A 22,250-nucleotide genomic window follows, 5' to 3' on the forward strand; every position below is an offset into this window, starting at 1 on the left:
TTAGTAGATTTGCCTAAGGCACAATGCTTATCTTAACACGTCGCAATCGTCGTTGACAACGGAAGGACTTGAATCCTATCGACACCTTTCAGAAGCGGGTCGACCGAGGCATCATCCCCTTGGACATGTACATTCCAGCGCGAGTGATCGAGTGAGACTTCCACGATTTCGTGCGTCGTATTGTAGACAACGAGCGTGCGTTGCCACGCATCGTACGAATGGATCGCTTCGACTTCGTAGGCGATGACACCCGGACGTAAGTTGATGAAACGAAGCAGTTCTCGAACCTGATTCGCCCGGTGTAGACGGAATCCGCCATGCATTCTGCGAATTTGTAAAATCGTCTTGATATACGTAACGAGTGAGAGATGATCATCCCGGCGTTCCCAGTCCATTCGGTTGATTTCGTCCGATGCATTATAACTGTTTTCGACACCTTGTTTCGTACGCAAGAACTCTTGACCCGCATGCAGAAACGGAATGCCTTGCGCAAGCAAAGCGATCGTTTGAGCTAATCGACTCATCCGTAATAACTGAAGTTCGTCCGCTTCCGGACAGGAGATCTTCAATTTGTCGTACAGCGTATGGTTATCGTGCGCCTCGACATAGTTGATCGAATACGTCGGTTCCGGAAAACGTCCATACGTTTGGTTATCGATATGAACACTACCCGCAATCCCGTTTCGGACCTCTCCTTCTTTCCATCCGTCTCCGGCAACGAATCCTCGATCGTATGCACTGAACGTCGATCCTTTCAAGGCATCACGGAACACGTCATTAAAATGAGCGATTCGCGGCATTTGCGCAGCCGAGGCGCTCATCGCTTTGAATCGTTCCGGCAATGCCGTCGCAAGATCCCAGCCCTCTCCATACACAAGAATCGTAGGATCAATCGCATCGAGTGCTGCACGTACTTCATTCATCGTCTCAATGTCATGAATGCCCATTAAATCAAATCGAAACGCATCAATGCGGTAGACACGAGCAAAGTATGTCAAGCAATCAACGATGAGTCGACGCATCATGAATCGCTCGGATGCGGTATCGTTTCCAACACCCGTTCCGTTTGAGAGCGTGCCGTCTACTTCGTAACGGAAATAATAACCCGGAACGAGCTGTTCAAGAGAGGAACGCTCCCGAACAAAAACGTGGTTCATGACGACATCGAACGTAACACGAATCCCTGCTTCATGGAGTCGCTCCACCATATCCGCGTATTCTCGGACGCGAACGAGCGGTGCGACCGAACTCGCGTAGCTCCCAGCTAATCCGAACCAAAGCATCGGATCGTATCCCCAGTTATATGGCGACCTTGTTCGTTCATCGGTCGTTTCGAAGAAGTGGACCGGTAACAGCTGCAGATGCGTAATACCGAGATCAAGAAGATAATCAAGACCTGTCGCATGTCCACGAGAAGAAACTGTTCCACGTTCCGCCACCCCTGCATATTGTCCCGGATGACTTGAACCAGCGGAACGATCAATCGTAAAATCGCGAATATTTGCTTCATAGATGACAGCGTCCGACGGTTTGACGAACAGAGGACGCGCGACTCGCTTGGGAAACCACTCGGAAATCGTCTGTTCAACGTCGGCGATGACACCGTAACGACTGTTCTCCGATATCGCATGAGCGTATGGATCGACGACTTCATGTGTGCCAACGTACGTCGTCACTTCATAGCGGTACCATCGTTCTGCTGATTCTTGCCCAAGTCGAAGGTGATAGGTACCTTGCTCTTGTCGCTCCATCTTGTGTCTTCCGAGTACCTGTTCATCTTGATCGTATACGATACACACGATTTGCTCTGCGACAGGCGACCAGACAGCAAAATGATACGTATCGTCTTCTTCCCAGACACCGAGCTTCTCTTCGTAACGGTACTTTCGCTCGAACGCTTCCGTCCGAACTAATCGATCAGGAACGACACGGATTGACCTGCCTGCTCCGAACACCTCATAGCGGCATTCCAACTCGACTGGTTCAAGAACCGTTAACTCATAAATCACGAACTGTTCCTCTCGATGCGTTTCGGTCTGTTGAATTTCAAGCGGTTTCCCATCACATTCAAGCGACCAGTGGATTGACGGATTGCCTTCGACCTCGACTCGGATGCTTCGAAACGATGAGAACTCTGCCCGGATCACCGGTATTACCACCTCTTGGTTCGTCATGTCTTTCGCAACGACAATGCCGTCGCTTCCTCCCCTACTCTTGAATTCGTGACTGCCCTTCACTTAGAATTGCCATTTGAAACGGGATCGATACGGTCTCATTTAGGATTTTTTCACACACCCGCATCTGAAACGCTTTTGTATGCGACGCACTTGCATTCATTCGTTGCAGCCAGTTTGGAAACTCGACTTTATTGACGTAAGTCGTCGTCGTCTCTTTTGGAATCTGATCAAAATAACCTGAAGGTGCTAAAATGACTCGTTCGATCGGCAAGACATAATCTTGCCCAAGTACGACTCGTAGAATATCTTCCGTCCGCTTTAAACCGATGTTCGGATTCAAAATTTGTTTTGCGGATGCCTTGAACGGTTGTTCCCGCCACAACTTATCTCGCCGGATATGATAGATACTTTCGTCACCGTCAAGCCATTCCATGATATAAATCGCGGATGGACCGACGACGAACGGACTCAATTCGACTTCCCCGACCTGATATTGAATGACGGCGCGATAAAACATTGCATACTGTTCATTCAAGAGGTGTAACATCTGATAAAAGTCTAAATGACGTTTTAACGGAATCCGCCAAATGTCCTCTTCGCCCGCTCCACCAGTGACGTTTAATAATTTTTGTAACTCGAGACGTTTTTTGTACCATTTATCAAACGCTCTTCGAGATAATTGTTTACCCGGAAGTTGAATGACTTCGCTCTTTTTCATCACTTGCCACCACTTCTTCGGACGGATGAGCGTTTCCCCGGGAAATAATTCTCCAGCCTCCCATCTACGATAGACATGAGCGTAATCAAGCGCCTGATGTTCACCGAACCGTTTTGTCATCTCAAGCGGATTTTTTTCAAATCGACTATCTAAGTCATATAGTTTCATCAAGATTGCGATGGGGATCACCTCATTCCTCTTTACCTAGATGAATCCGGTAAACCGGTTCATATCGCGGCGAAACGCCTGGTCGTACTTCAAACAGAATAAGTTCACGAACAGTCCATTCCACCGGTTGTATCGGATTCGTCGTCCATTCTTCCGCCTCCGTGCGCCACTTCTTCGCGATCGTGACATGCGGAACGAATGGTTTAGTCGCACTTGGATCAATCAGACGCACTAATCGAAACAATTCCTCTTCTTCTGTTCCGAATCCGACGACACGTGGTCGCTCGCTTTGTCCAAAGGTAATTAGACGATCTAATCGAAGTACGAAAGGTTCGATCGTGCGCGCAATCTCCTGCAGTTGCTGTTTCCACGATCGTTGTTCTTCTTCCTCCAGCGGGCCAAAAAAACGAAGCGTCAAATGGTACTCTTCTAACGTATAGACATTTCGAAAGTAATCAGATAGAGATAAACGATTAGCGATATTTGCTAAATCTTCAGAAGGAATCGGTAAGGCAACGAAAAAGTGTCGTTCCTGTCTCATCGTATCTTCACTCCTTCATTCGACCACTGACACTGTACAGGACGGCACCAAGAATACTGCTAATTGTATATACCCAAAAGACGGTATAGATTGTACTTTGGTCTAGCACAAACCCACTCATCAAGTTAAACAGCGCTGTCGCTAGCCCTGTCGTCGTTGCCATATATGTACTGACAGCTGTTGCGACCATCGTCTCTGGAACGAGTGACCGAACATAGTCTAATGCAACAGGGATCAACAATCCGACGATCATTCCTTGCATCGCAGACAATACCCAAAGCATGACGATCGGAAGCTCTAATGCGATCATCGCCGTACGAGCAGCTGACAGCAAGGAAATGAAGACAAGAACTGGAATCGCTCCGAATCGTAACAATAGACGCGAAGCGATGCGCATGAACGGGATTTCGCACAGAACGGCGACGAAGAACAAGGTCCCGACGAGCGCGGTTGTCTCTCCACGAATCGTGACGTAGCTGCCAAAGTAATAGTTATTGGCGAAGATCGGTCCGAAGATCAAACTCCCTCCCGCTAAGAATAACAAGAAGCGTCGATTCGAAAAAAGTTGTTTCAACGGTACCTGTTGTTGATGTGAAATGTGTACGCTCCCCGTTTCTTCAATACCGATCAACACAAGAAAACCAAGAACCCACGCTGCACCGGTCGCATAAAAAATCAGACCAAGTCCACCCTCCTCAGTGATTTGTCCAAGGATGAAGACGGCTAAAGCAAAACCAGCTGATCCAAAAAGACGCAAGGCGCCATAATCTACCTTACGTTTTCGTGTATATTCGATCGCTAGTGTATCAACGAGTGGAATATGCGCACACTGGAATAATGCCCAGACACATGAAATCAATAGTAAAAGTAGATAAGCGGACGTCAGTAAGTAACTTAATGTAAATACTCCAGCGGCGAGCATGGCAACGAGTAAGAGACGTTTCGGCTTTCCGAGTCGATCTGCCGCGATGCCCCAAACGGGCTGTAAGAAAATAGAGAGAATCGGTCCGATCGCAACGATTGTACCAATCTCTGAAGCGGACAGACCGAACGCATCGCTTGAAAAATAAAGCGCAAGATACGGAATGAGTGCACCTTGTCCAAAGAAAATAAAGAAATATAACGCTTGGAAATGATAAGTTTGACGATTTTTCACACGGAACTTCCTTTCAAGAAGCAATCCCCCCATCTTCACGATGCGGGGGATCATCAGTCATTATTTTGCGAGTTCATAAATTGCTTCTGCATAAATCGCGACAGCAAGCAAGAGTTCTTCAAAATCAACATATTCATCGACTTGGTGGGCGACTTCAGGACCACCTGGGAAGACTGGTCCAAATGCAACCCCTGCCGTTAACGAACGTGCATATGTACCACCACCGATAGCAATCAGATCAGCTGGTTGGTTCGTATGACGTTCATACACGGCACTCAGTGTCTGAATCAATTCATGATCCGGATCGACATGGTGTGGTGTCATATGTGTTCGAGTCTGTAACTCGAAGCCATATCCCGCTGCCGCTTCCTTGATGATTTGCAAGCGTTCCGTGAAGTCTGCTGAATAAGGATAACGGATGTTGATCGACGCTGTTCCTTGCTCTTCTGCATACCGGAATACACCACCGTTGATCGTTAAGTCACCTGTCTCGTCTGAAGCAGCGACACCAATCGCTACACCGCGAGAATCACGGAACATGTGCGTGACAAGCTGAATATAACGACGACCGTTATAATCCAAGTGAAGCGTATTGAGAAAACGTGCTAAATGTAAGGCAGCATTTTTACCGTTATCCGGCTCCATCGCATGGGCTGCGACACCGTTCACATCAAGAACAAGACCTTCCGTTTCTTGCTTGACCGTCCCAGACAAGCCTTGTTCTTCAAGATACGTATGGAAATCCGTTTCAAGCGTCCCCAATTCGACGACACGAAGAAGTGCTTGGGCATGACCCGGAACCATGTTCGGACGTTCGCCGCCTTCAAAACGAACGAGATGGTAGCCTGTATCAGATGCTTGCGCTGGTTTCCCTTGCATCAATAACCCATCATACAGTCCTTTTTCCGCATTGATGATCGGGAAGTCGGCATCTGGTGCAAAGCCGAGAGTCGGCATTTCTTCATGTTTGAAGTAATGATTCACACAACGCCAGTCACTCTCTTCATCTCCTCCAGCAATCAAACGAATACGTTTTGAGAGCGGTAATCCGAGTTCTTTGACGATCTTCAAGGCATAATAAGCTGCCATCGTCGGTCCTTTATCATCGATTGCACCGCGCGCATACAGTTTCCCATCGACAAGCGTTGGGTTAAATGGACCGTATGTCCAGTGATCGCCACCAGCTGGTACGACGTCTAAGTGACAAAGAATACCGAGTAACTCTTCCCCTTGACCATATTCCAAATGTCCGGCGTATCCATCAACATTTTTTGTCTTGAATCCGTCTCGTTCCCCTGTCGCGAGCATCCAATCAAGGGCTCGTTTGACTTCTTGACCAAACGGTGCACCTTCTTCGATTGTTGATTCATCAAGTATACTCGGAATCCGCAGTAGTTCTTTTAAATCCTCTAATAAGTCCTCGCGACGCGCGAGTACTTCTTCTTTCCAATTCACCATCTGATTTCGCTCCTTCATTCTGGGTTGAATTCGTTTCCTATACACCTTTCTAGTATAGCGAATATTCGTTCAGATACGAACATCCAAATTCTGTTTTCTTTTTTATTTGTTGAAATAACGAACATTAAACGATATTAAAACTCCAATTATCGACTTTACAATCTGTTTGAATATGTTTTTTATGCAAACGTTCGGTTAAATCACTTGCAATTTAACATCAAAACGTTATACTAAAGGCGAAACAACTGGATATTGCATTGTCTTTTGTCACCCGAAGCTTTAGAACACTATTCTATCCATTGGGGGAGTGGTTATACCAATGAAAGATTCTACAGACCGTATGTTGACCCGGATTAAATCGATTTATCTCTACATCCAAGAGAACGGAGCTACTACGACAGCAGAGTTGGTTGAAGAGTTTGGCATCACTTCAAGGACCGTTCAGCGGGATTTGAACGTGCTCGAATACAACAATCTCATTGTGAGCCCTCGACGCGGTACATGGACGTCGAGCAAGAAACAAAAGCAAGCGGGTTGATCCACTGTTTCACTATGTATATCTTTCGATGACGCGATTCTTCGCGTCTTTTTTTGTTATCTTTTTTAAAACGTGGGGTATAGCTATTGGGAGAAGGAGTTGAGAAGAATGAATATTTTAATCATTGGAGCAAACGGAACGACCGGACGCAAGATGGTCGAATTGATCGCTAAACAAGGTGATCATCAAGCAATCGCGGTCGTACGAGAAGAAAATCAAATCAACGATTTGATTGCACTCGGTGCATCTGAAGTCAGACTTGGGGATTTGACGAAGGATGTCAGTGGTGTCATCAGTAATGCGGACGTCGTCATCTTTGCAGCGGGTGCTGGTGGCGCATCAGACGAATTGACGCGCGCCGTCGATCAAGAAGGCGCAATTAAAGTCATCGATGCAGCAAAAGCCAACGGTATCGATCGTTTCCTGATGCTCAGTTCAGTAGGTACCGAAGAACCAAAAGGTGAATTGAAAGTATATCTCGAATCTAAAGCAACAGCAGACGCACACCTCCAGGAAAGCGGACTCAATTATACGATCGTACGTCCTGGTCCACTCAGCTACGACGACCCGGCAGGCACTGTCGAAACGAAAGAGCATTTCGATTCATACGAAGATCGTAAGGTGTCGCGTGACGATATCGCAGCATTATTCGTTCACTTGATCGATCATCCGACACAATCTCGTGTATTCGAAGTACTCAGTGGTCCTTATCCAATCGCAGAAGCATTGCGTAATCAATAATCGAAACCCATAACAAAAGGCGATGGAATGTACGCTCATTCCACCGCCTTTTCGTTTTGCTTATTCAGGTTGCCACTCAAACAAAGACAGTTCCGCTGGCGTCAGTTCACGATAATCTCCGAGCGCAAGTGCCGGATCGAGTTCCAAGCGGCCAATCGAGCGCCGTTTCAAGAACGTGACCTCTTTCCCGAGCGCAAGCATCATCCGTTTGACTTGATGGAACTTCCCTTCCGTGATCGTCAATTCAAGCGTCGAGCCCGTTTCCGTCGTCGATAAGATGACAAGTTTTCCTGGTTTTGCCTGATAACCGTCTTCTAACGTAATGCCTGCCGCAACCGCTTCGATGTCTTCTTGCGTCAACACTCCTGTCACTTCTGCGTAATACGTTTTTTCGACGTGTTTCTTTGGAGACATTAAAGCGTGATTAAACGACCCATCATTCGTCAACAGCAATAGACCCTCTGTATCTTTATCGAGTCGTCCGACCGGGAACGGTTTGAAATACGTCACGTCTTCAAACAACAGATCAATGACGGTCTCATCTCGTTTATCTTCTGTTGCACTAATGACACCCGGTGGTTTATTCATCATCAAGTAGATGTATTTTTGATACGTAACCGGTTCCCCATACATCAGAACCTGTTGCGTCTCGACATCGACATGTTGTTTCGGATCACGCACGATCTCTCCATCGACTTGAATCGCCCCTGCTTTCAGCAGCAGCTTCACTTCTTTTCGGGAGCCTGCTCCCATGTTGGATAACAATTTATCTAGACGCATGACCTCGTCCTCGTTTCAATGAAATTTTACGTCCTAATACGACTTCTGCTAAGCCACTCCAAATCGAGAGTCCTGCAAAAATCACGATTCCGACTGCTGCACCTACGATCAGAATCAATAGAGACGCCCATGTCGTCTCTGGCAAGATGGATACCATTCCCCACTTGACGAGCGCGACACCCGCTCCCATCAAGGCACTGATGATCAAGATCAACGACGTCCGGCGTAAGACCGTACTGAATGGGAACTTCACCGTTTGTGTGATCCGGAAGAACATCAAACCGGTCGCAACGAGATAGCCGATGATCGTCGCATATCCAGCACCTGTTCCATCACCCGTCAAATGAATCAACGGTGCATTCAAAAGATACTTCGCAAGTAATCCAGCAAGTGTTGCGATGATCGTAAAGTATTGACGGTTAATTCCTTGAAGGACGGCTGCCGTAACAGAATACAAGGCAAGGAACAACGCACTCGGCGCATAACTTAATAGATAAACCCAGGCCGCTTGATCTTTCGGGAAGAGTACATGGAACGTTTCTTCACTAAGGAGAATCATCCCGACGACTGCCGGAATCGTCACGAAAAAGACGAGTTGATAAATCTGTGAGATTTGAGCCCGTACTTTCCGCATATCCCCTTGCGTAAAGGAGGCGGTCAACAGTGGAGTCGCAGACAAAGATAAGCCCGTTGCGACAGAGACCGGAATCAAGACGATCTTATGACTATCCGCAATCAGATAGGCCGTCGCATTTCCGGCAGCTTCGAGCGTATAGCCAATACTTTGTAACGCGGCATTCATCGTGTTCTGATCGATGACTTGGTAAAGCGGCGTCGAAAGACCGACCATGACGATTGGAATCGCGTACGTCAATAATTCCTTATACAAATCCGTTAACGGGCGATCCGGCGAACGGACGATTTGTGTAGCGCGTAGTTCTTGTAAACCACTGGATCGTTTGCGGAAGTAATAGATGAGAACCGCGACACTACCGATTGCACCAATGAATGCGCTGAACGTTGCAATCGTCGCTGCAAAGGCTACACCTGAATCAAATAAATAGATGGCGATGCTGACTCCTACGAGTAAGAAGATGATGCGGACGATTTGTTCCAAGATTTGCGAAATCGCAGTCGGTCCCATCGATTGATACCCTTGGAAATATCCACGCGTCATACTCATCGGTGGAATCAAGAGTAACGCAAAACTAACCCCTCGAATCGTCATCGTGACGGCATCGACGTACGAGGCTGAATCGACGTCACCGCCTGGAATCGCCCGGTGTGCTAAATACGGTGCAAGGAAGAATAAGGCGAGAAAAGAGACAACCCCGGTCAAGGACATGATTTTTAGACCAGACCGATACAAACGTTCACTCGTATCATATTCTCCTAACGCATTGTATTTGGCGACGAATTTCGAGACGGCAACAGGAATCCCCGCTGTCGCAAGACCAATCATGATCGCATAGTAGTTGTAGGCATAGGTATAGAACATGATACCTGTCGCACCGACCATGAACTGAAACGGAAAGAGATAAATCAAACCCAGTGCGCGGGAAATCAGTGACGCACCGGACAGGAGCATCGTTCCACGAACGAATCCTGCATTGCCGGAAGAAGTAGACTGCTTATTACTGACTGTGGACATGGTAACATCCCTCACGCTTTCTAATTTTTAAATCGACACTCTAATCGTGACTGTCTCATTATACAAGTTCTCTCGTACACAATTGCAAATCATTATACCGCTGTCTATCTTGAATTGAAAGAGACGGTTTGTTTACAGTCGCAACTTCTGCTAAAGTGAAACAAGCAGAATTCTATGAATGAGGTGACCTTATGTACGATGTAATCGTAATCGGAGGCGGACCGAGCGGTTTGATGGCGACGCTCGCCTCTTTACAAGCCGGAGCCCGGACGCTCCTGCTCGATAAAGGAAATAAATTAGGACGAAAGCTCGCAATCTCTGGCGGCGGACGGTGTAACGTCACGAACCGAAAGCCACTCGATGAGCTCGTCCAGTCGATTCCAGGAAACGGACGTTTCCTTTATAGCGCCTTTTCTCAATTTAATAATGAATCGATCATCGATTTGTTCGAAGGATTTGGTGTCGCACTCAAAGAAGAGGATAACGGTCGGATGTTCCCGGTCTCGGATAAGGCGGCAGACGTCGTTCGTGTATTGATCGATCAAATCCGTGCACATGGCGCCGAGATTCAAACAGACGCGCAAGTCGCTACGCTCGACTTCCATCCAGATGGTTCTTTTGCAGCTGTCATCTTAGAAAACGGCATGCGTCTTGAAGCAAAAAGTTGTATCGTAGCGGTCGGCGGACAATCTGTTCCGCACACGGGTTCGACGGGTGACGGCTATCCGTGGGCTGAAAAAGCTGGTCATACGATCACGGAACTTTTCCCAACGGAAGTCCCGATTTTGTTAGGTGATACGTTCATTCATGAAAAAACATTACAAGGACTGTCGTTGCGTGACGTTGCCTTAACGGTTCACGGTAAAAAGGACAAAGCAATCAAGACACATACGGGTGATCTACTGTTCACACACTTCGGTTTAAGTGGTCCGATCGCTTTACGGTGTAGCCAATATACGATCAAAGAGCGCAAACGATCGAAAGAGACGATCGTTCATCTATCGATCGATCTCTTCCCGGATGAGTCACTTGGTGCATTAACAGAACGCTTCCAGGCAGCACTTGCGGCAAATCCGAAGAAATCGGTTCGGAATGCCCTTCGTGGTTTTGTACCAGAACGATTGCTTGAACTCCTGTTCGCTCGAATCGGCTTTGGCGATGAAGTTTGTACACAAGTAAAGAAACAGGACTGGACGGACTTCCTGCAACAATTGAAACGATTCCCACTCAAAGCAACAGGAACGCTCGATTTCGATAAAGCCTTCGTCACTGGTGGCGGTGTCTCGATCAAAGAGATTGATCCCAAAACGATGATGTCGAAAAAGGCGGAGCGATTATTCTTCGCTGGCGAAATTCTTGATATCCATGGCTATACAGGTGGATACAATATCACAGCTGCGTTCGTGACGGGTCATTGTGCCGGTAGTCACGCTGCAGAGATGGCACGTGACACTGTCTCTTAATACAAAAAAGACCCGATTTGTCTCTGTTAATCAGAGAAATCGGGTCTTTTTTCTACATCAGTCAATCGGTGTGAATGATCGACTTGAGAATTTATCCGTGACAACTAAGGCGAACAATTCATTATCTTGTACAAAGATTCCTTTTGATCCATACACTTTCGGACTCGCTGTCTCCCCCGTAATCGTTTTCTCTTTCTGATCAATCGAATAAAGATAAAGTGCTTCTGAGTCTAACGTATAGATCCGACCTTGCCGTTCTGCAAGACCAATCGGACGGAATCTGGATTCAAATGCTTTTTTCGCATCACTTCGCATTCCGCTCGCCGCTTCGATTTTCTCTCGTTTGATGATTGACAAGTACGGTGGTTTTTGCTTTTTCTTTAAGGCACGCTTCTTCTTTTCCGAAGCATCTGGATCAATCTTGATTTTGTCCTCTTTCATTGCAAAGTAAGTCAATTCAACACGACCAATCGAGCGAATTTGATTGATTGTATAGAATTCTTTTTTCTTCGCATCATATCCAAGACCATGGAAACTGTCTCGAATCGTCGTCCCTTGTACTTTTTCGCGTTTTTCTTCACTCCAGACGCCATCTTTTCGTTTAATCGTGACTAGAATTTGATTCGACGTCAATAAAGCGACTGTCTCTCCGTCAACGAGTGTCATCCCGTCAAGACCAGACAATAAGAGTTTCCCTTCTTCCAACTGAAACGTCGCATTGATACGTTCTCCAGTTCCACTGATTTCAAAGAAACGGTAGTCCTCTGTTACGACGAGGTACGAACCTATGGAATCATCATATAACATCTGTTGAACATTTTTAATTAACGGTTCTTCTGGATTCGGAATGGCTGAAGGCGTTTTCGGTGGCACCTGTTTGACAGCTGCCTGATGCTTCGATTGCGTCTCGATTTTCGCGAACGTTTCCTGAATACGTGACAACGTCTCTGGCTTCGAGAAGACGAGCAGTATACAAAGGATCAACCCCGAAACGACAGCAAAAATCGTTGTATAGACTATATAAGATCGTTTCATTGATGATAATCGCCTTTCTTTCTCGGTTTCTGATTCAGTGTAGCAGAAGGACGTTCAAAAAAAAAGCGGACTTGCGACGGAAATGAAGAAACCCCTTCCATTCGCATCAAGTGAATGAAAGGGGTTATGGCTTAGTTCGCCACGATATTGATCAATTTTTTCGGTACGACGATGACTTTCCGAACCGTCTTGTCGCCAATCCATTCTTGTGTCTTTTCATCAGCAAAGGCAAGTGCTTCGATTTCTTCTTTTGTCGCATCGATGTTGATTTCGATTTTCGAGCGAACTTTACCGTTCACTTGAATGACGAATTCCATCGTATCGCTGACAAGTTTTGATTCATCGAATGTTGGCCATGCCGCATACGTCAATGTCTCTTCAAAGCCAAGTTGTTCCCACAGTTCTTCACCAAGGTGCGGTGCGACTGGTGTTAACAATTGAATGAATCCACGAAGGAAGTGACGCGGAAGAACCGGCTGTTTATTCGCTTCGTTGACGAAGACCATGAGTTGCGAAATCCCGGTGTTGAACTGAATGTTCGCGAAGTCTTCCGTGACCTTCTTGACGGTCTGGTGGTATGTCCGTTCGAAGTCAGCATCGACTTCCGTGACGTCTTGAATGTCTGCTGTCCGTTCGAACAAGCGCCAAACGCGATCGAGGAAACGACGCGCTCCGTCAAGACCGTTCTCAGACCAGGCAACCGATGCATCGAGTGGTCCCATGAACATTTCGTATAAACGTAACGTATCAGCACCATGCGACTTGACGATTTCATCTGGGTTGATGACGTTACCGCGAGATTTTGACATTTTCTCGTTGTTCTCTCCAAGGATCATTCCTTGGTTGTATAACTTCTGGAATGGTTCTTTTGTTGGTACGACGCCTGCATCATACAAGACTTTATGCCAGAACCGTGCATACAACAAATGGAGAACAGCATGCTCTGCCCCACCGATATAAATATCGACAGGAAGCCAGTATTTTAATTTTTCTGGATCCGCAATCGCTTCTTCATTGTGTGGATCGATGAAACGAAGGTAGTACCAGCAGCTTCCGCCCCATTGTGGCATCGTATTCGTCTCGCGACGGCCTTTCATTCCTGTTTCAGGATCTGTGTAATCCAACCAGTCTTCAGCAAGCGCAAGTGGTGATTCGCCCGTACCAGACGGTTTGATTTCTGGAATGATTGGAAGTTCAAGCGGTAATTCCTCTTGATTGAGTGTTTTCATTGAACCATCTTCCATATGAACGACTGGAATCGGCTCGCCCCAATACCGTTGACGACTGAACAACCAGTCTCGGAGTCGATACGTGATTTTTTTACGACCGACTTGGTTCGTTTCGAGTTCAGCGATCATCGTCTCGATTGCTTCTTGTTTCCCAAGTCCATCAAGCATATGCGAGTTGACGTGTTCGCCCTCTCCTGTGTAGGCTGCTTCGTCGACATTTCCACCCGCGACGACTTCAACGATCGGTAAGTCGAATTGTTTCGCGAATTCGTGGTCGCGCTCATCGTGTCCTGGAACAGCCATGATCGCACCTGTTCCGTAAGAAGCAAGGACGTAATCAGCGATCCAGATTGGAAGACGATCGCCTGAGATCGGATTGACCGCAAAAGCACCCGTGAAGACACCCGTTTTTTCCTTCGCTAAATCCGTTCGCTCGAGATCTGACTTCGTTTGGACTTGCGAAATGTACGCATCGACGGCTTCCTTGTGATCCGCTGTCGTGATGTCAGCTACGAATGGATGCTCCGGTGCAAGTACTAGATACGTCGCACCGAAGATCGTGTCCGGACGTGTCGTAAAGACCGTGACTTGTTTTTTATGTCCATCAATCGTGAAATCAATCTCAGCACCCTCAGATTTCCCGATCCAGTTGCGTTGCATCTCTTTGACAGAATCCGGCCAATCGAGATCATCCAGATCTTCAAGAAGGCGATCCGCATATTCCGTGATTTTCAAGACCCATTGACGCATCGGAACACGCACAACCGGATGATTTCCGCGTTCGGATAATCCGTCGATGACCTCTTCATTCGCAAGGACAGTTCCAAGTGCCGGGCACCAGTTGACTGCGACTTCGTCTACGAAGGCAAGTCCTTTTTCATACAACTTCGTAAAAATCCACTGCGTCCATTTGTAGTATTTTGGATCCGTTGTGTTGATTTCACGATCCCAGTCATACGAGAATCCAAGTTCTTTAAGCTGACGCTTGAACGTCTCGATGTTTTTCGCTGTGAATTCGCGTGGATCGTTTCCTGTATCGAGTGCGTATTGTTCTGCTGGTAATCCGAACGCATCCCATCCCATTGGGTGAAGGACATTGTATCCTTGCATCCGCTTCATCCGTGCGAGGATATCCGTTGCTGTGTAACCTTCCGGATGACCAACATGGAGTCCAGCACCTGACGGATACGGGAACATATCAAGGGCATAGAACCCTTCTTTTTCTGGATCTTCTGTCGTGACGAAGGCGTTGTCTTGATCCCAACGCGCCTGCCATTTCGGTTCAATTTCGCGATGATTGTACGGCATGTCTTTTCCTCCTCTAATCTAAAAAAAACCGGTCTTCCGCCCCTAAGAAAAGGGACGAAAGACCGGTTTGGCTTCCGCGGTACCACCCACGTTGTCTGTCTATGACAGACCGCTTGATTCACGGATAACGGTGTGAAAGACCGGATTCGCTACTACGACTTCACGAATCGTGCTCCCTGACGAGTTCACGGTTGTTACCGACTGGTTCGCACCTTCCACCAGCTCTCTTGACGGCACCTTTCCCCTACTACTTCAGTTCCATGCATTTGACTATCTTTTTCTAGTGTAATCTGTTTCTTCCTCAAGCGTCAACGCTTCCGTAAAATTTCCTCGATTTCTGCGTGTGATTGCGCGACATGATCCGCTTGCTCTAAGCGTTGCGTTGGCATCCGGTCATCAAGAAGCGCAATCACTTCCATGCCTGCTGCTTTCGCACCAATCATCCCGTTCGCAGCGTCTTCAATGACGAGACAGTTCTCGGGTGCGTGTCCAATCCGCTCTGCCGCAAGTCGAAAAATCGCGGGATCCGGTTTCGAACGGATGACTTCTTCTCCACTGACGTAGTGCGTGATCGGAAGCCCATAATGACGGATGACACGTTCGATTTTCTGAAGTGAACTCGAAGAAGCAATGCCGATATCGTAACCAAGAGTCGCCGCTTGTTCGATGACTTGTGTGACGCCTTTTTTTAATCCACACTCCTCCGGCTTTGCATGAATTTGAAACAAGCGATGTTCTTCCTCAAGCAACGCACTAGCTGTTTCTTTCAGCTGATGCTGGGCGACGAGTTCTTCCCACATTTCATCTCCTGTTTTTCCCATGAACGTCGCATACTGAACCGGATCAAGCGGAATCGATAACCTTTTGAACATCTGTTGATGCACTTCAAAGTAGCGAATCTCACTATCTAAGATAACCCCGTCCATATCAAAAATCAGACCGCGTTTTTTCACGATAACTCCCCCTTTATTGATCGATCCTGACTTCAGCATATCAAAAAAACGACTACACGATGTAGTCGTTTTCATACTCTCATTATCTATTTAACTAGTTGCCACCTGAATACCAGCTTGTCGATACGCCGGAAAATAATCGGAATCAGCATTTGATCCGTATCGTACGCAGAGCAAATCATATAGTGATGGCTGCAGGATGGATTTTCCTTGATGATACTCAAATAGTCGATATCCAGTGTAACGGCATTTACTCTCAAAAAGACTATCCCGTTCTTGATACCCGCCCCCAAGATGTTGTTCGACGAGTCCCCGTGCTTTTGCCTGAAGAATTGCTTCGTACTCAAGTCGCTGATTCGGGAACATCTTCGCTTCATCCCGCTTACAGCCGATCAAATGACCGTGGGCGTATTCTTTTCCAAGCAATACGAAGTATCCCCCAACCGCTTTTCCGTCGATTTCCGCCATCAGTAATAAGGGCTCACAAAGTGGGTTCGTCTCCATCAATTGCTCAAAATACGTCGCGGTAAAATAATAATGAGCCGAGGCATTCTTCCGGTCCATCGTTTCATGATACAACGCTAAAAAAACAGGTAGATCGTCCCGTGTTCCTGTTCTGACGGTTAAGGGTGAAGCAAGCGATTTACGAATCATGCTTCTCGTCTTCTTATGAAATGTCTGCATGATATCTTCAAGTGAAGGACGCAAATCAATACTCGTCGTATGACGGATGAAGGAAACTTTTGTCCAGTCCTGCATAAGCCGTTCATTACCTGTTAATGGATTAAAGCGGATCATTTCCGAGACGATCGATTCTTGCTCCGCCCACCTCTCAAAGGATAAACGAGCCTGCTGGATCTCGGACGCAGTCAGTCGACCGATGATTTCCGGTCCGCCATAGCCGTACGGGGTAATGAGATCTGAATAAGGCGTATCAAAAATACGACGCTTCAAAAAAGGATAAAACAGTGTTCCTGCATGACCTTCATAAAGAAATAATACCGCTTGCTCAGACGGTCTAGCGTTGAGCGTGACGTATTGGTGACTATAGAAGATATCAAGAGGCTGTTTCTGTACGTGTGTCGTCCAAGTTGCGGCATCTGTGATGAATTGACACCTTTCCATCCGTGCACCTCCAGTCAAAAAGAAGCAACGTTCATATGACCTTTCTTTTCAAGTTCTTGATTAGAAAGTACCCGTTTCTTTGCCGAAATATTCCATATTATTAAATGTTTGTTTTATAATTTTCGAACGAATGATGTAACAAAAGACAGCTGATCTATTGTCCGCTGTCTCACAAGATAAAGCTCATGATGTGGTTTTAGGAATAGCACGAAGGAAGACAACTCCTGCTAACAGGATCAATCCAATTAAGGTCAAGAAAACTGCTGACATACCTGATAAATCGTAGATCAAACCTCCAACTGTCGGACTGATCATCCGTCCTGCTGAAGCAGCGATATTAACGTATCCTTGGAATTCTCCTTCTTTTCCGATTGGCGCAAGTCGCGCCGCCATTGCAGGAACCGCTGGCCAGATGAACATCTCACCGATTGTCAGAATGATCATCGCCACGAGGAACATCTTGAAGCCGCCTGCAAACGGAACAATCAGATAAGAGAGAAGAAAGATCCCTGTCCCGGTCATCAGTTGGCGTTTCAAATCATCTCCAAACCAACGAAGAATTGGTGTTAATAAAGGTTGTGCGAACACGATAAGCGCTCCATTGATTGTCCAAAGAATCGAGTACTCGGAAATCGTGACACCGAGCGATTTCGTATGGACAGCAAAGGTCCCTTGCCATTGCACATAAACGAACCAAAGTAAGGCATAACCGATCGAAACGAGCAACATCGTCCGTGCGGATCCGCGCGAAAGTGGTGTGCGTGTCGTTTCGATCTCGTCATGTGCCGCATGCATCCGCGCTGGCGCCTGAATCCAGGACAAACCGACAAACAAAATGATGGCAAAGACGATATAGAGAACGAGATTGGCGATGAAGATGTACTGAATCGAAAAAGCAGCAATTTGACCACTAACAGCTGTCCCGAGGGCTACACCGACGTTTTGCGCGACATAGATCGCATTAAAGGCGCGGCGTCCGCCTTCCGGCCAGATGACGCCCGTCATTGCGTAGATCGTTGGGAAAACCATCCCACCGACGAATCCAATCAATCCAAGCATCGCGACGTATCCAATATACGTCTGATGAAATAGCAACAAGCCGACGGAAGACAGGACAAGTCCGATGACACTGATGACAAGCGTCTTCTTTCCGCCGAGTCGGTCAAACGCTTTTCCGCCTAAGTAGTTCCCAACGATTGCTAAGGCTGAGTTGACGAATAACGCCATTCCGGCTTTTGTCATCGACTCCCCTAAATATTCATGAATATATAATGTATTGAACGGCCATAAAAAAGAGGATCCCGTCGTATTGATGGCCATCGCAAGGACGAGGATCCAGACCGCTTTTGGTAATTTTGGCATACCTTTGGTCCTCCTATTTCATTCTCAACCTTGCCACTTTACGCAATCCCTCCCCCGCCTGTCAAGCCACTTCACTTTTCGTCAATGACTCAAAAGATGGTATAATGCAGGAGGAATCATACATACGATGATCATGTATAAAGAGAAAAACAGCCCATAGGAACAGGAGTCTATGCCATGTCACTTGCCCGTGTACTACCTTATACGAAACAATTACTGGAGTCCGTCATCGAACCTGGTGACTGCGTCGTCGATATGACTGCCGGAAATGGACATGATACGCAGTTCTTAGCAGAATGCGTCGGTCCAGAAGGTAGAGTCCTTGCGTTCGACGTCCAAGCTCAAGCCATCGAGGAATCGACACGACGTCTCGACGAAGCCGGAATGTTAGAACGTGTCGATCTTTATCACGAAAGTCACATCCATGTTGGTGCGCGTCTTTCGGACGAACGACGGCCTGTTCGTACCGGCGTCTTCAATCTCGGATACTTGCCTGGAAGTGATAAATCGATCACGACGACAGGTGAAGAGACGCTTGAAGCACTCGACGCTCTCCTCCCGGTACTTGCACCTGGTGGTCTTGTCGTCCTTGTCGTCTATCACGGTCATCTTGAAGGAAAACGGGAACGCGATGCTGTCCTAGATTACGTCACAGCCCTTGATCAGCAAGGTTATGCCGTTCTTCAGTACCGCTTCTTGAATCAACAGAATCATCCACCGTTCATCATCGCGATCGAGAAAAAAGTGCGCTGACAGTAGAAATAAAGAAGTGATGGCTTCCGCTATGGAAACCATCACTTTTTTCATTCTTCAACTAATTTAAAAAACAACAATAATTTTTCCGCAAACCGTGTATTCAACCGTTCAAAGCTGAAATGCGGGAAACCGTGTAGACGTTGTAAGTAAATCTGATCGCCACCCATTTTCCGACATACTTCGAGTGTCAGTTTAACGTCTGCGAACTGATCGTCTGGTGCATAAAAACAAGCCAAGTTTACACGAGGCAGTTTTTTTCGTTCCTCGTCATGTACGACGATCTCTTCTTCGATTTCCCGGTACTGCGCATACGTCAGTTCACCGATGCGAACGGTATCTTCCGTACTTTGACCAAACGGCAACGTACCGAGTGGCGCATCGGGACGGAAACGATCAAACGCACTCGCGAAGACTTGTTTGACACCTCCGAGTTGTTTCGACGGATGCCAATCAAACAATGGTGAAACGAACGCAAGACTTGCGACTGGTAGTTCATATTCTTGCAACAGACGATTGACGACGAGTGCCCCCATGCTACAGGCGATGATATGAATCGGTAGCTTTCGTTTTCCTGCTTCGCGTAATGCTTCTTTTAACAGTTGACCGTGCTCTTCAAACGAAATGCGACGTGGTGCGTCGACGAGTAGCACTTCATACTCTCTTTCGAGTACTCGAATCAAAGCTTCACTCGGACGGGCACGCAGTTGTAACGGATAGACTAATACGATGATTCCTGTTGGTTGTTCAACCACAAACTCACCTCTTCACTTCATACTTCCTTTTCACGATACCTTATTTCAAACGCAAACGAAACCGTCCCGAGACGGATTTCACGAGGCAACATGGCGAAGACGAACGACTGATTCCGCTTGCCCAAACACTTCTTCCGTCATCTCACTAAGTTCTTCAAAACCAAATGAGGTCAGGAATTGACGCGCTTTATAGTTACGTGCTTCCACGTAGACTTCGAGTGGGACGGCTCCTTGTCGTTCGAGTTCACGAATCAGACGTCTTCCGATTCCGTTTTGCTGATATTCCGGCAAGACGTAAAGCCGAATGATCTCCCATGTTCCTTCGACATCAACAGCATGAATGAAACCGACGATTTCCTCGTCGATGATTCCGACATAAAAATACTCTCCCCGTGCTTCTTCCGCCGTCCGGATCGCACGAACGACTTCTTCTTGCGGATACGCCTCCTGCACGAAATGCGCTTTCGAACGTTCGGAATAGATTTCTTCATAAGTATCCAACCAAGATGTGATAGCAATGTCATGAATACGTCCTGCATCAGCTGGAATAGCTTCGCGTATTTCCATAATCGGAACCCCCCTTTATACTCATACAAATCGACTCATGTACTTTTACCCTTTTCTAGAAAAAACATTCGTTTCCTGCAAAGTTCCGCGGAAACAAAAAAGCCCGAAAACCCACGTAGGATTTCCGGACTTTTTGATTATGCGAAACGTTTTGCTTGTTCTTCAAGAACTGCTGCTTTATCTGTTTGCTCCCATGGAAGCTCAACATCTGTACGACCGAAGTGACCGTATGCAGCTGTTTGACGATAGATCGGACGACGGAGATCAAGCATGTTGATGATTCCAGCCGGACGAAGATCGAAGTTTTCAGCAACCAATTCGACGAGTTGTGCTTCAGGAAGTTTTCCTGTGCCGAATGTATCAACTGCGATTGATACAGGGTGCGCGACACCGATTGCGTACGCAAGTTGAACTTCTGCTTTGTCTGCAAGACCTGCAGCAACGAGGTTCTTCGCGACGTAACGTGCTGCGTATGCAGCTGAACGGTCGACTTTTGTTGGATCTTTACCTGAGAATGCTCCACCGCCGTGGCGTGCGTATCCACCATACGTATCAACGATGATCTTACGACCAGTCAATCCAGCATCTCCTTGTGGTCCGCCAATGACGAAACGACCAGTTGGGTTGATGAAGAATTTCGTTGCTGCGTCGATGTATTCAGCCGGGATGACCGGTGTGATGACGTGTTCTTTCAAATCAGCTTGGATTTGCTCAAGCGTAACTTCTTCCGCATGTTGTGTCGAGATGACGATCGTATCGACACGAACCGGCTCGTTGTTCTCGTTGTATTCGACCGTGACTTGTGTTTTTCCGTCCGGACGAAGGTAGTCGAGTTGACCGTTTTTACGCACTTCTGCCAAACGGCGTGCGAGACGGTGCGAAAGCGAAATTGGAAGTGGCATGAGTTCTGGTGTTTCTTTCGTTGCGTAACCGAACATAAGACCTTGGTCTCCTGCACCGATTGCATCGATTTCTGCATCAGACATGCTACCTTCACGTGCTTCAAGCGCTTGGTCGACACCAAGAGCGATATCTGCTGATTGCTCATCGATCGATGTCAATACAGCACATGTATCCGCATCGAAACCGTATTTCGCGCGTGTGTAGCCGATTTCACGAATCGTTTCACGAACGACTTTTGGAATGTCGACGTAAGTGGATGTCGTGATCTCACCTGCAACGAGAACGAGACCTGTTGTAACAGAAGTTTCTGCCGCAACACGTGCATTTGGATCCGCTGCAAGAATCGCATCGAGGATTGAATCCGAAATTTGGTCACAGATTTTATCTGGATGACCTTCAGTGACTGACTCCGACGTGAATAGTCGGCGATTAAGGTTTGTCATGTATGACCCTCCCAAAAAAGAATTTGACGGTGTACTCATTTCCCCTAGTTGAGTGGGACGGTAAAATGAAAAAAACCTTTCCAAGTCCAAAAAATGGTCAGGGAAAGGTTGTGCGTTCTTCCTTTACCCTCTTATCGTTCGAAGTGTTTACTTCGCTTCAGGAGAGCACCTTTTCCCTCATTAATATATGAATTAATGTAGGACGGTTGCCGGGTTTCTTCGGGCCTTGTTCCCTCCACCTGCTCAGAATAAGAGTATCCGTTACGAATTACATGATATAAAGTTGTACCTACTCTGTCAAGCAAGGTTTCAAATTCTAGTCGAAACTTTTTAAAAGAGATGTTAAACTATTAATGCTGAAAGCGTTTCCAGATAAATAGAAATCAGCACTAGAAAATGATTGCGCTCCCTTTAGTATGTCATATA

At 46.9% G+C, this 22,250-nt stretch carries 19 protein-coding genes, 1 riboswitch and 1 other annotated feature; of the genes, 4 read left to right on the forward strand and 15 right to left on the reverse strand.

The features are described 5' to 3' along the window. Positions 1 to 32: 32 nt before the first annotated feature. The 5 genes from pulA to pepV are packed head-to-tail and all read right to left on the reverse strand — an operon-like array spanning position 33 to position 6,218. Entirely contained in the window at positions 33 to 2,174 is a 2,142-nt protein-coding gene (pulA, locus tag Q7C19_RS08565; RefSeq protein ID WP_375091947.1) for a type I pullulanase, read from the reverse strand. Between the two features lie 34 nt (positions 2,175 to 2,208). After that, positions 2,209 to 3,063, reverse strand: coding sequence for a hypothetical protein (locus Q7C19_RS08570; RefSeq protein WP_375091948.1), 855 nt, complete (start codon positions 3,061 to 3,063; stop codon positions 2,209 to 2,211). Positions 3,064 to 3,085: 22 nt separating this feature from the next. After that, positions 3,086 to 3,604, reverse strand: a complete 519-nt coding sequence (gene thpR, locus Q7C19_RS08575) for an RNA 2',3'-cyclic phosphodiesterase (protein ID WP_375091949.1) — start codon at positions 3,602 to 3,604, stop codon at positions 3,086 to 3,088. A gap of 7 nt (positions 3,605 to 3,611) precedes the next feature. Continuing rightward, a complete protein-coding gene (locus Q7C19_RS08580; protein WP_056062742.1) occupies positions 3,612 to 4,760 on the reverse strand; it encodes an MFS transporter in 1,149 nt (382 codons plus the stop codon). 60 nt (positions 4,761 to 4,820) lie between these two features. After that, positions 4,821 to 6,218: a dipeptidase PepV gene (pepV, locus tag Q7C19_RS08585; RefSeq protein ID WP_056062745.1), complete on the reverse strand. Its 1,398-nt coding sequence runs from the start codon at positions 6,216 to 6,218 to the stop codon at positions 4,821 to 4,823. A 319-nt stretch (positions 6,219 to 6,537) separates the two neighbouring features. Between pepV and Q7C19_RS08590 the strand changes: the two genes are divergently transcribed. Together Q7C19_RS08590 and Q7C19_RS08595 are read left to right on the forward strand one after the other, a co-directional pair. Further along, entirely contained in the window at positions 6,538 to 6,756 is a 219-nt protein-coding gene (locus tag Q7C19_RS08590) for a DeoR family transcriptional regulator (protein WP_023469095.1), read from the forward strand. Positions 6,757 to 6,864: 108 nt separating this feature from the next. Continuing rightward, positions 6,865 to 7,497 carry an SDR family oxidoreductase gene (locus Q7C19_RS08595; protein ID WP_035406145.1) on the forward strand — a complete coding sequence of 211 codons (633 nt, stop codon included), beginning with the start codon at positions 6,865 to 6,867 and terminating at the stop codon, positions 7,495 to 7,497. Between the two features lie 60 nt (positions 7,498 to 7,557). Here Q7C19_RS08595 and Q7C19_RS08600 read toward each other — a convergent pair whose 3' ends face one another. After that, on the reverse strand, positions 7,558 to 8,277 hold the full coding sequence (locus Q7C19_RS08600; RefSeq protein WP_375091950.1) for a pseudouridine synthase: 720 nt from the start codon (positions 8,275 to 8,277) through the stop codon (positions 7,558 to 7,560). Next, entirely contained in the window at positions 8,264 to 9,928 is a 1,665-nt protein-coding gene (locus Q7C19_RS08605; RefSeq protein ID WP_290752128.1) for a putative polysaccharide biosynthesis protein, read from the reverse strand. Before Q7C19_RS08605 ends, Q7C19_RS08600 begins: the two co-directional genes overlap by 14 nt. A 191-nt stretch (positions 9,929 to 10,119) precedes the next feature. Between Q7C19_RS08605 and Q7C19_RS08610 the strand changes: the two genes are divergently transcribed. Continuing rightward, a complete protein-coding gene (locus tag Q7C19_RS08610; protein ID WP_035406136.1) occupies positions 10,120 to 11,391 on the forward strand; it encodes a BaiN/RdsA family NAD(P)/FAD-dependent oxidoreductase in 1,272 nt (423 codons plus the stop codon). A 57-nt stretch (positions 11,392 to 11,448) separates the two neighbouring features. On the opposite strand, the gene Q7C19_RS08615 is transcribed toward Q7C19_RS08610, so the two are convergent. From Q7C19_RS08615 to Q7C19_RS08635, 5 genes are all read right to left on the reverse strand, one after another. Continuing rightward, the gene (locus tag Q7C19_RS08615; RefSeq protein WP_035406133.1) at positions 11,449 to 12,426 is read right to left on the reverse strand and encodes a hypothetical protein; all 978 of its coding nucleotides are present in this window, start codon (positions 12,424 to 12,426) and stop codon (positions 11,449 to 11,451) included. 131 nt (positions 12,427 to 12,557) lie between these two features. Then, a complete protein-coding gene (leuS, locus tag Q7C19_RS08620; RefSeq protein ID WP_035406130.1) occupies positions 12,558 to 14,963 on the reverse strand; it encodes a leucine--tRNA ligase in 2,406 nt (801 codons plus the stop codon). A 47-nt stretch (positions 14,964 to 15,010) separates the two neighbouring features. Continuing rightward, positions 15,011 to 15,233 (reverse strand) — a binding site (T-box leader). Between the two features lie 38 nt (positions 15,234 to 15,271). Continuing rightward, complete coding sequence (locus Q7C19_RS08625) at positions 15,272 to 15,916, reverse strand: HAD family hydrolase (RefSeq protein ID WP_035406128.1); 645 nt, start codon at positions 15,914 to 15,916, stop codon at positions 15,272 to 15,274. 90 nt (positions 15,917 to 16,006) lie between these two features. Beyond that, complete coding sequence (locus Q7C19_RS08630) at positions 16,007 to 17,041, reverse strand: peptidoglycan bridge formation glycyltransferase FemA/FemB family protein (RefSeq protein WP_375091951.1); 1,035 nt, start codon at positions 17,039 to 17,041, stop codon at positions 16,007 to 16,009. A 183-nt stretch (positions 17,042 to 17,224) separates the two neighbouring features. After that, the gene (locus Q7C19_RS08635) at positions 17,225 to 18,403 is read right to left on the reverse strand and encodes an MDR family MFS transporter (RefSeq protein ID WP_056062761.1); all 1,179 of its coding nucleotides are present in this window, start codon (positions 18,401 to 18,403) and stop codon (positions 17,225 to 17,227) included. A 156-nt stretch (positions 18,404 to 18,559) separates the two neighbouring features. Here Q7C19_RS08635 and mnmM point away from each other — a divergent pair, with 156 nt between their 5' ends. Next, entirely contained in the window at positions 18,560 to 19,156 is a 597-nt protein-coding gene (mnmM, locus tag Q7C19_RS08640; RefSeq protein WP_375092151.1) for a tRNA 5-(aminomethyl)-2-thiouridylate-methyltransferase MnmM, read from the forward strand. Positions 19,157 to 19,206: 50 nt separating this feature from the next. On the opposite strand, the gene Q7C19_RS08645 is transcribed toward mnmM, so the two are convergent. The 3 genes from Q7C19_RS08645 to metK form a co-directional block, all read right to left on the reverse strand. Next, positions 19,207 to 19,911, reverse strand: a complete 705-nt coding sequence (locus Q7C19_RS08645; RefSeq protein WP_035406117.1) for a serine aminopeptidase domain-containing protein — start codon at positions 19,909 to 19,911, stop codon at positions 19,207 to 19,209. A 78-nt stretch (positions 19,912 to 19,989) separates the two neighbouring features. Beyond that, positions 19,990 to 20,478: a GNAT family N-acetyltransferase gene (locus Q7C19_RS08650; RefSeq protein WP_035406114.1), complete on the reverse strand. Its 489-nt coding sequence runs from the start codon at positions 20,476 to 20,478 to the stop codon at positions 19,990 to 19,992. Between the two features lie 137 nt (positions 20,479 to 20,615). Continuing rightward, complete coding sequence (metK, locus tag Q7C19_RS08655) at positions 20,616 to 21,824, reverse strand: methionine adenosyltransferase (protein WP_023469108.1); 1,209 nt, start codon at positions 21,822 to 21,824, stop codon at positions 20,616 to 20,618. 128 nt (positions 21,825 to 21,952) lie between these two features. After that, a riboswitch (SAM riboswitch) is annotated at positions 21,953 to 22,079 on the reverse strand. Between the last annotated feature and the right edge of the window lie 171 nt (positions 22,080 to 22,250).

It is taken from the genome of Exiguobacterium sp. PHA03 (assembly GCF_041945985.1).
Taxonomy (GTDB): Bacteria; Bacillota; Bacilli; order Exiguobacteriales; family Exiguobacteriaceae; genus Exiguobacterium_A.

Excerpts from the sequence above, each read along its gene's own strand:
- pulA (WP_375091947.1), bottom strand. The coding sequence starts at position 2,174 with ATGACGAACCAAGAGGTGGTAATACCGGTGATCCGGGCAGAGTTCTCA.
- Q7C19_RS08570 (WP_375091948.1), bottom strand. The coding sequence starts at position 3,063 with ATGAAACTATATGACTTAGATAGTCGATTTGAAAAAAATCCGCTTGAG.
- thpR (WP_375091949.1), bottom strand. The coding sequence starts at position 3,604 with ATGAGACAGGAACGACACTTTTTCGTTGCCTTACCGATTCCTTCTGAA.
- pepV (WP_056062745.1), bottom strand. The coding sequence starts at position 6,218 with ATGGTGAATTGGAAAGAAGAAGTACTCGCGCGTCGCGAGGACTTATTA.
- Q7C19_RS08590 (WP_023469095.1), top strand. The coding sequence starts at position 6,538 with ATGAAAGATTCTACAGACCGTATGTTGACCCGGATTAAATCGATTTAT.
- Q7C19_RS08595 (WP_035406145.1), top strand. The coding sequence starts at position 6,865 with ATGAATATTTTAATCATTGGAGCAAACGGAACGACCGGACGCAAGATG.
- Q7C19_RS08600 (WP_375091950.1), bottom strand. The coding sequence starts at position 8,277 with ATGCGTCTAGATAAATTGTTATCCAACATGGGAGCAGGCTCCCGAAAA.
- Q7C19_RS08605 (WP_290752128.1), bottom strand. The coding sequence starts at position 9,928 with ATGTCCACAGTCAGTAATAAGCAGTCTACTTCTTCCGGCAATGCAGGA.
- Q7C19_RS08610 (WP_035406136.1), top strand. The coding sequence starts at position 10,120 with ATGTACGATGTAATCGTAATCGGAGGCGGACCGAGCGGTTTGATGGCG.
- Q7C19_RS08615 (WP_035406133.1), bottom strand. The coding sequence starts at position 12,426 with ATGAAACGATCTTATATAGTCTATACAACGATTTTTGCTGTCGTTTCG.
- leuS (WP_035406130.1), bottom strand. The coding sequence starts at position 14,963 with ATGCCGTACAATCATCGCGAAATTGAACCGAAATGGCAGGCGCGTTGG.
- Q7C19_RS08630 (WP_375091951.1), bottom strand. The coding sequence starts at position 17,041 with ATGGAAAGGTGTCAATTCATCACAGATGCCGCAACTTGGACGACACAC.
- Q7C19_RS08635 (WP_056062761.1), bottom strand. The coding sequence starts at position 18,403 with ATGCCAAAATTACCAAAAGCGGTCTGGATCCTCGTCCTTGCGATGGCC.
- Q7C19_RS08650 (WP_035406114.1), bottom strand. The coding sequence starts at position 20,478 with ATGGAAATACGCGAAGCTATTCCAGCTGATGCAGGACGTATTCATGAC.
- metK (WP_023469108.1), bottom strand. The coding sequence starts at position 21,824 with ATGACAAACCTTAATCGCCGACTATTCACGTCGGAGTCAGTCACTGAA.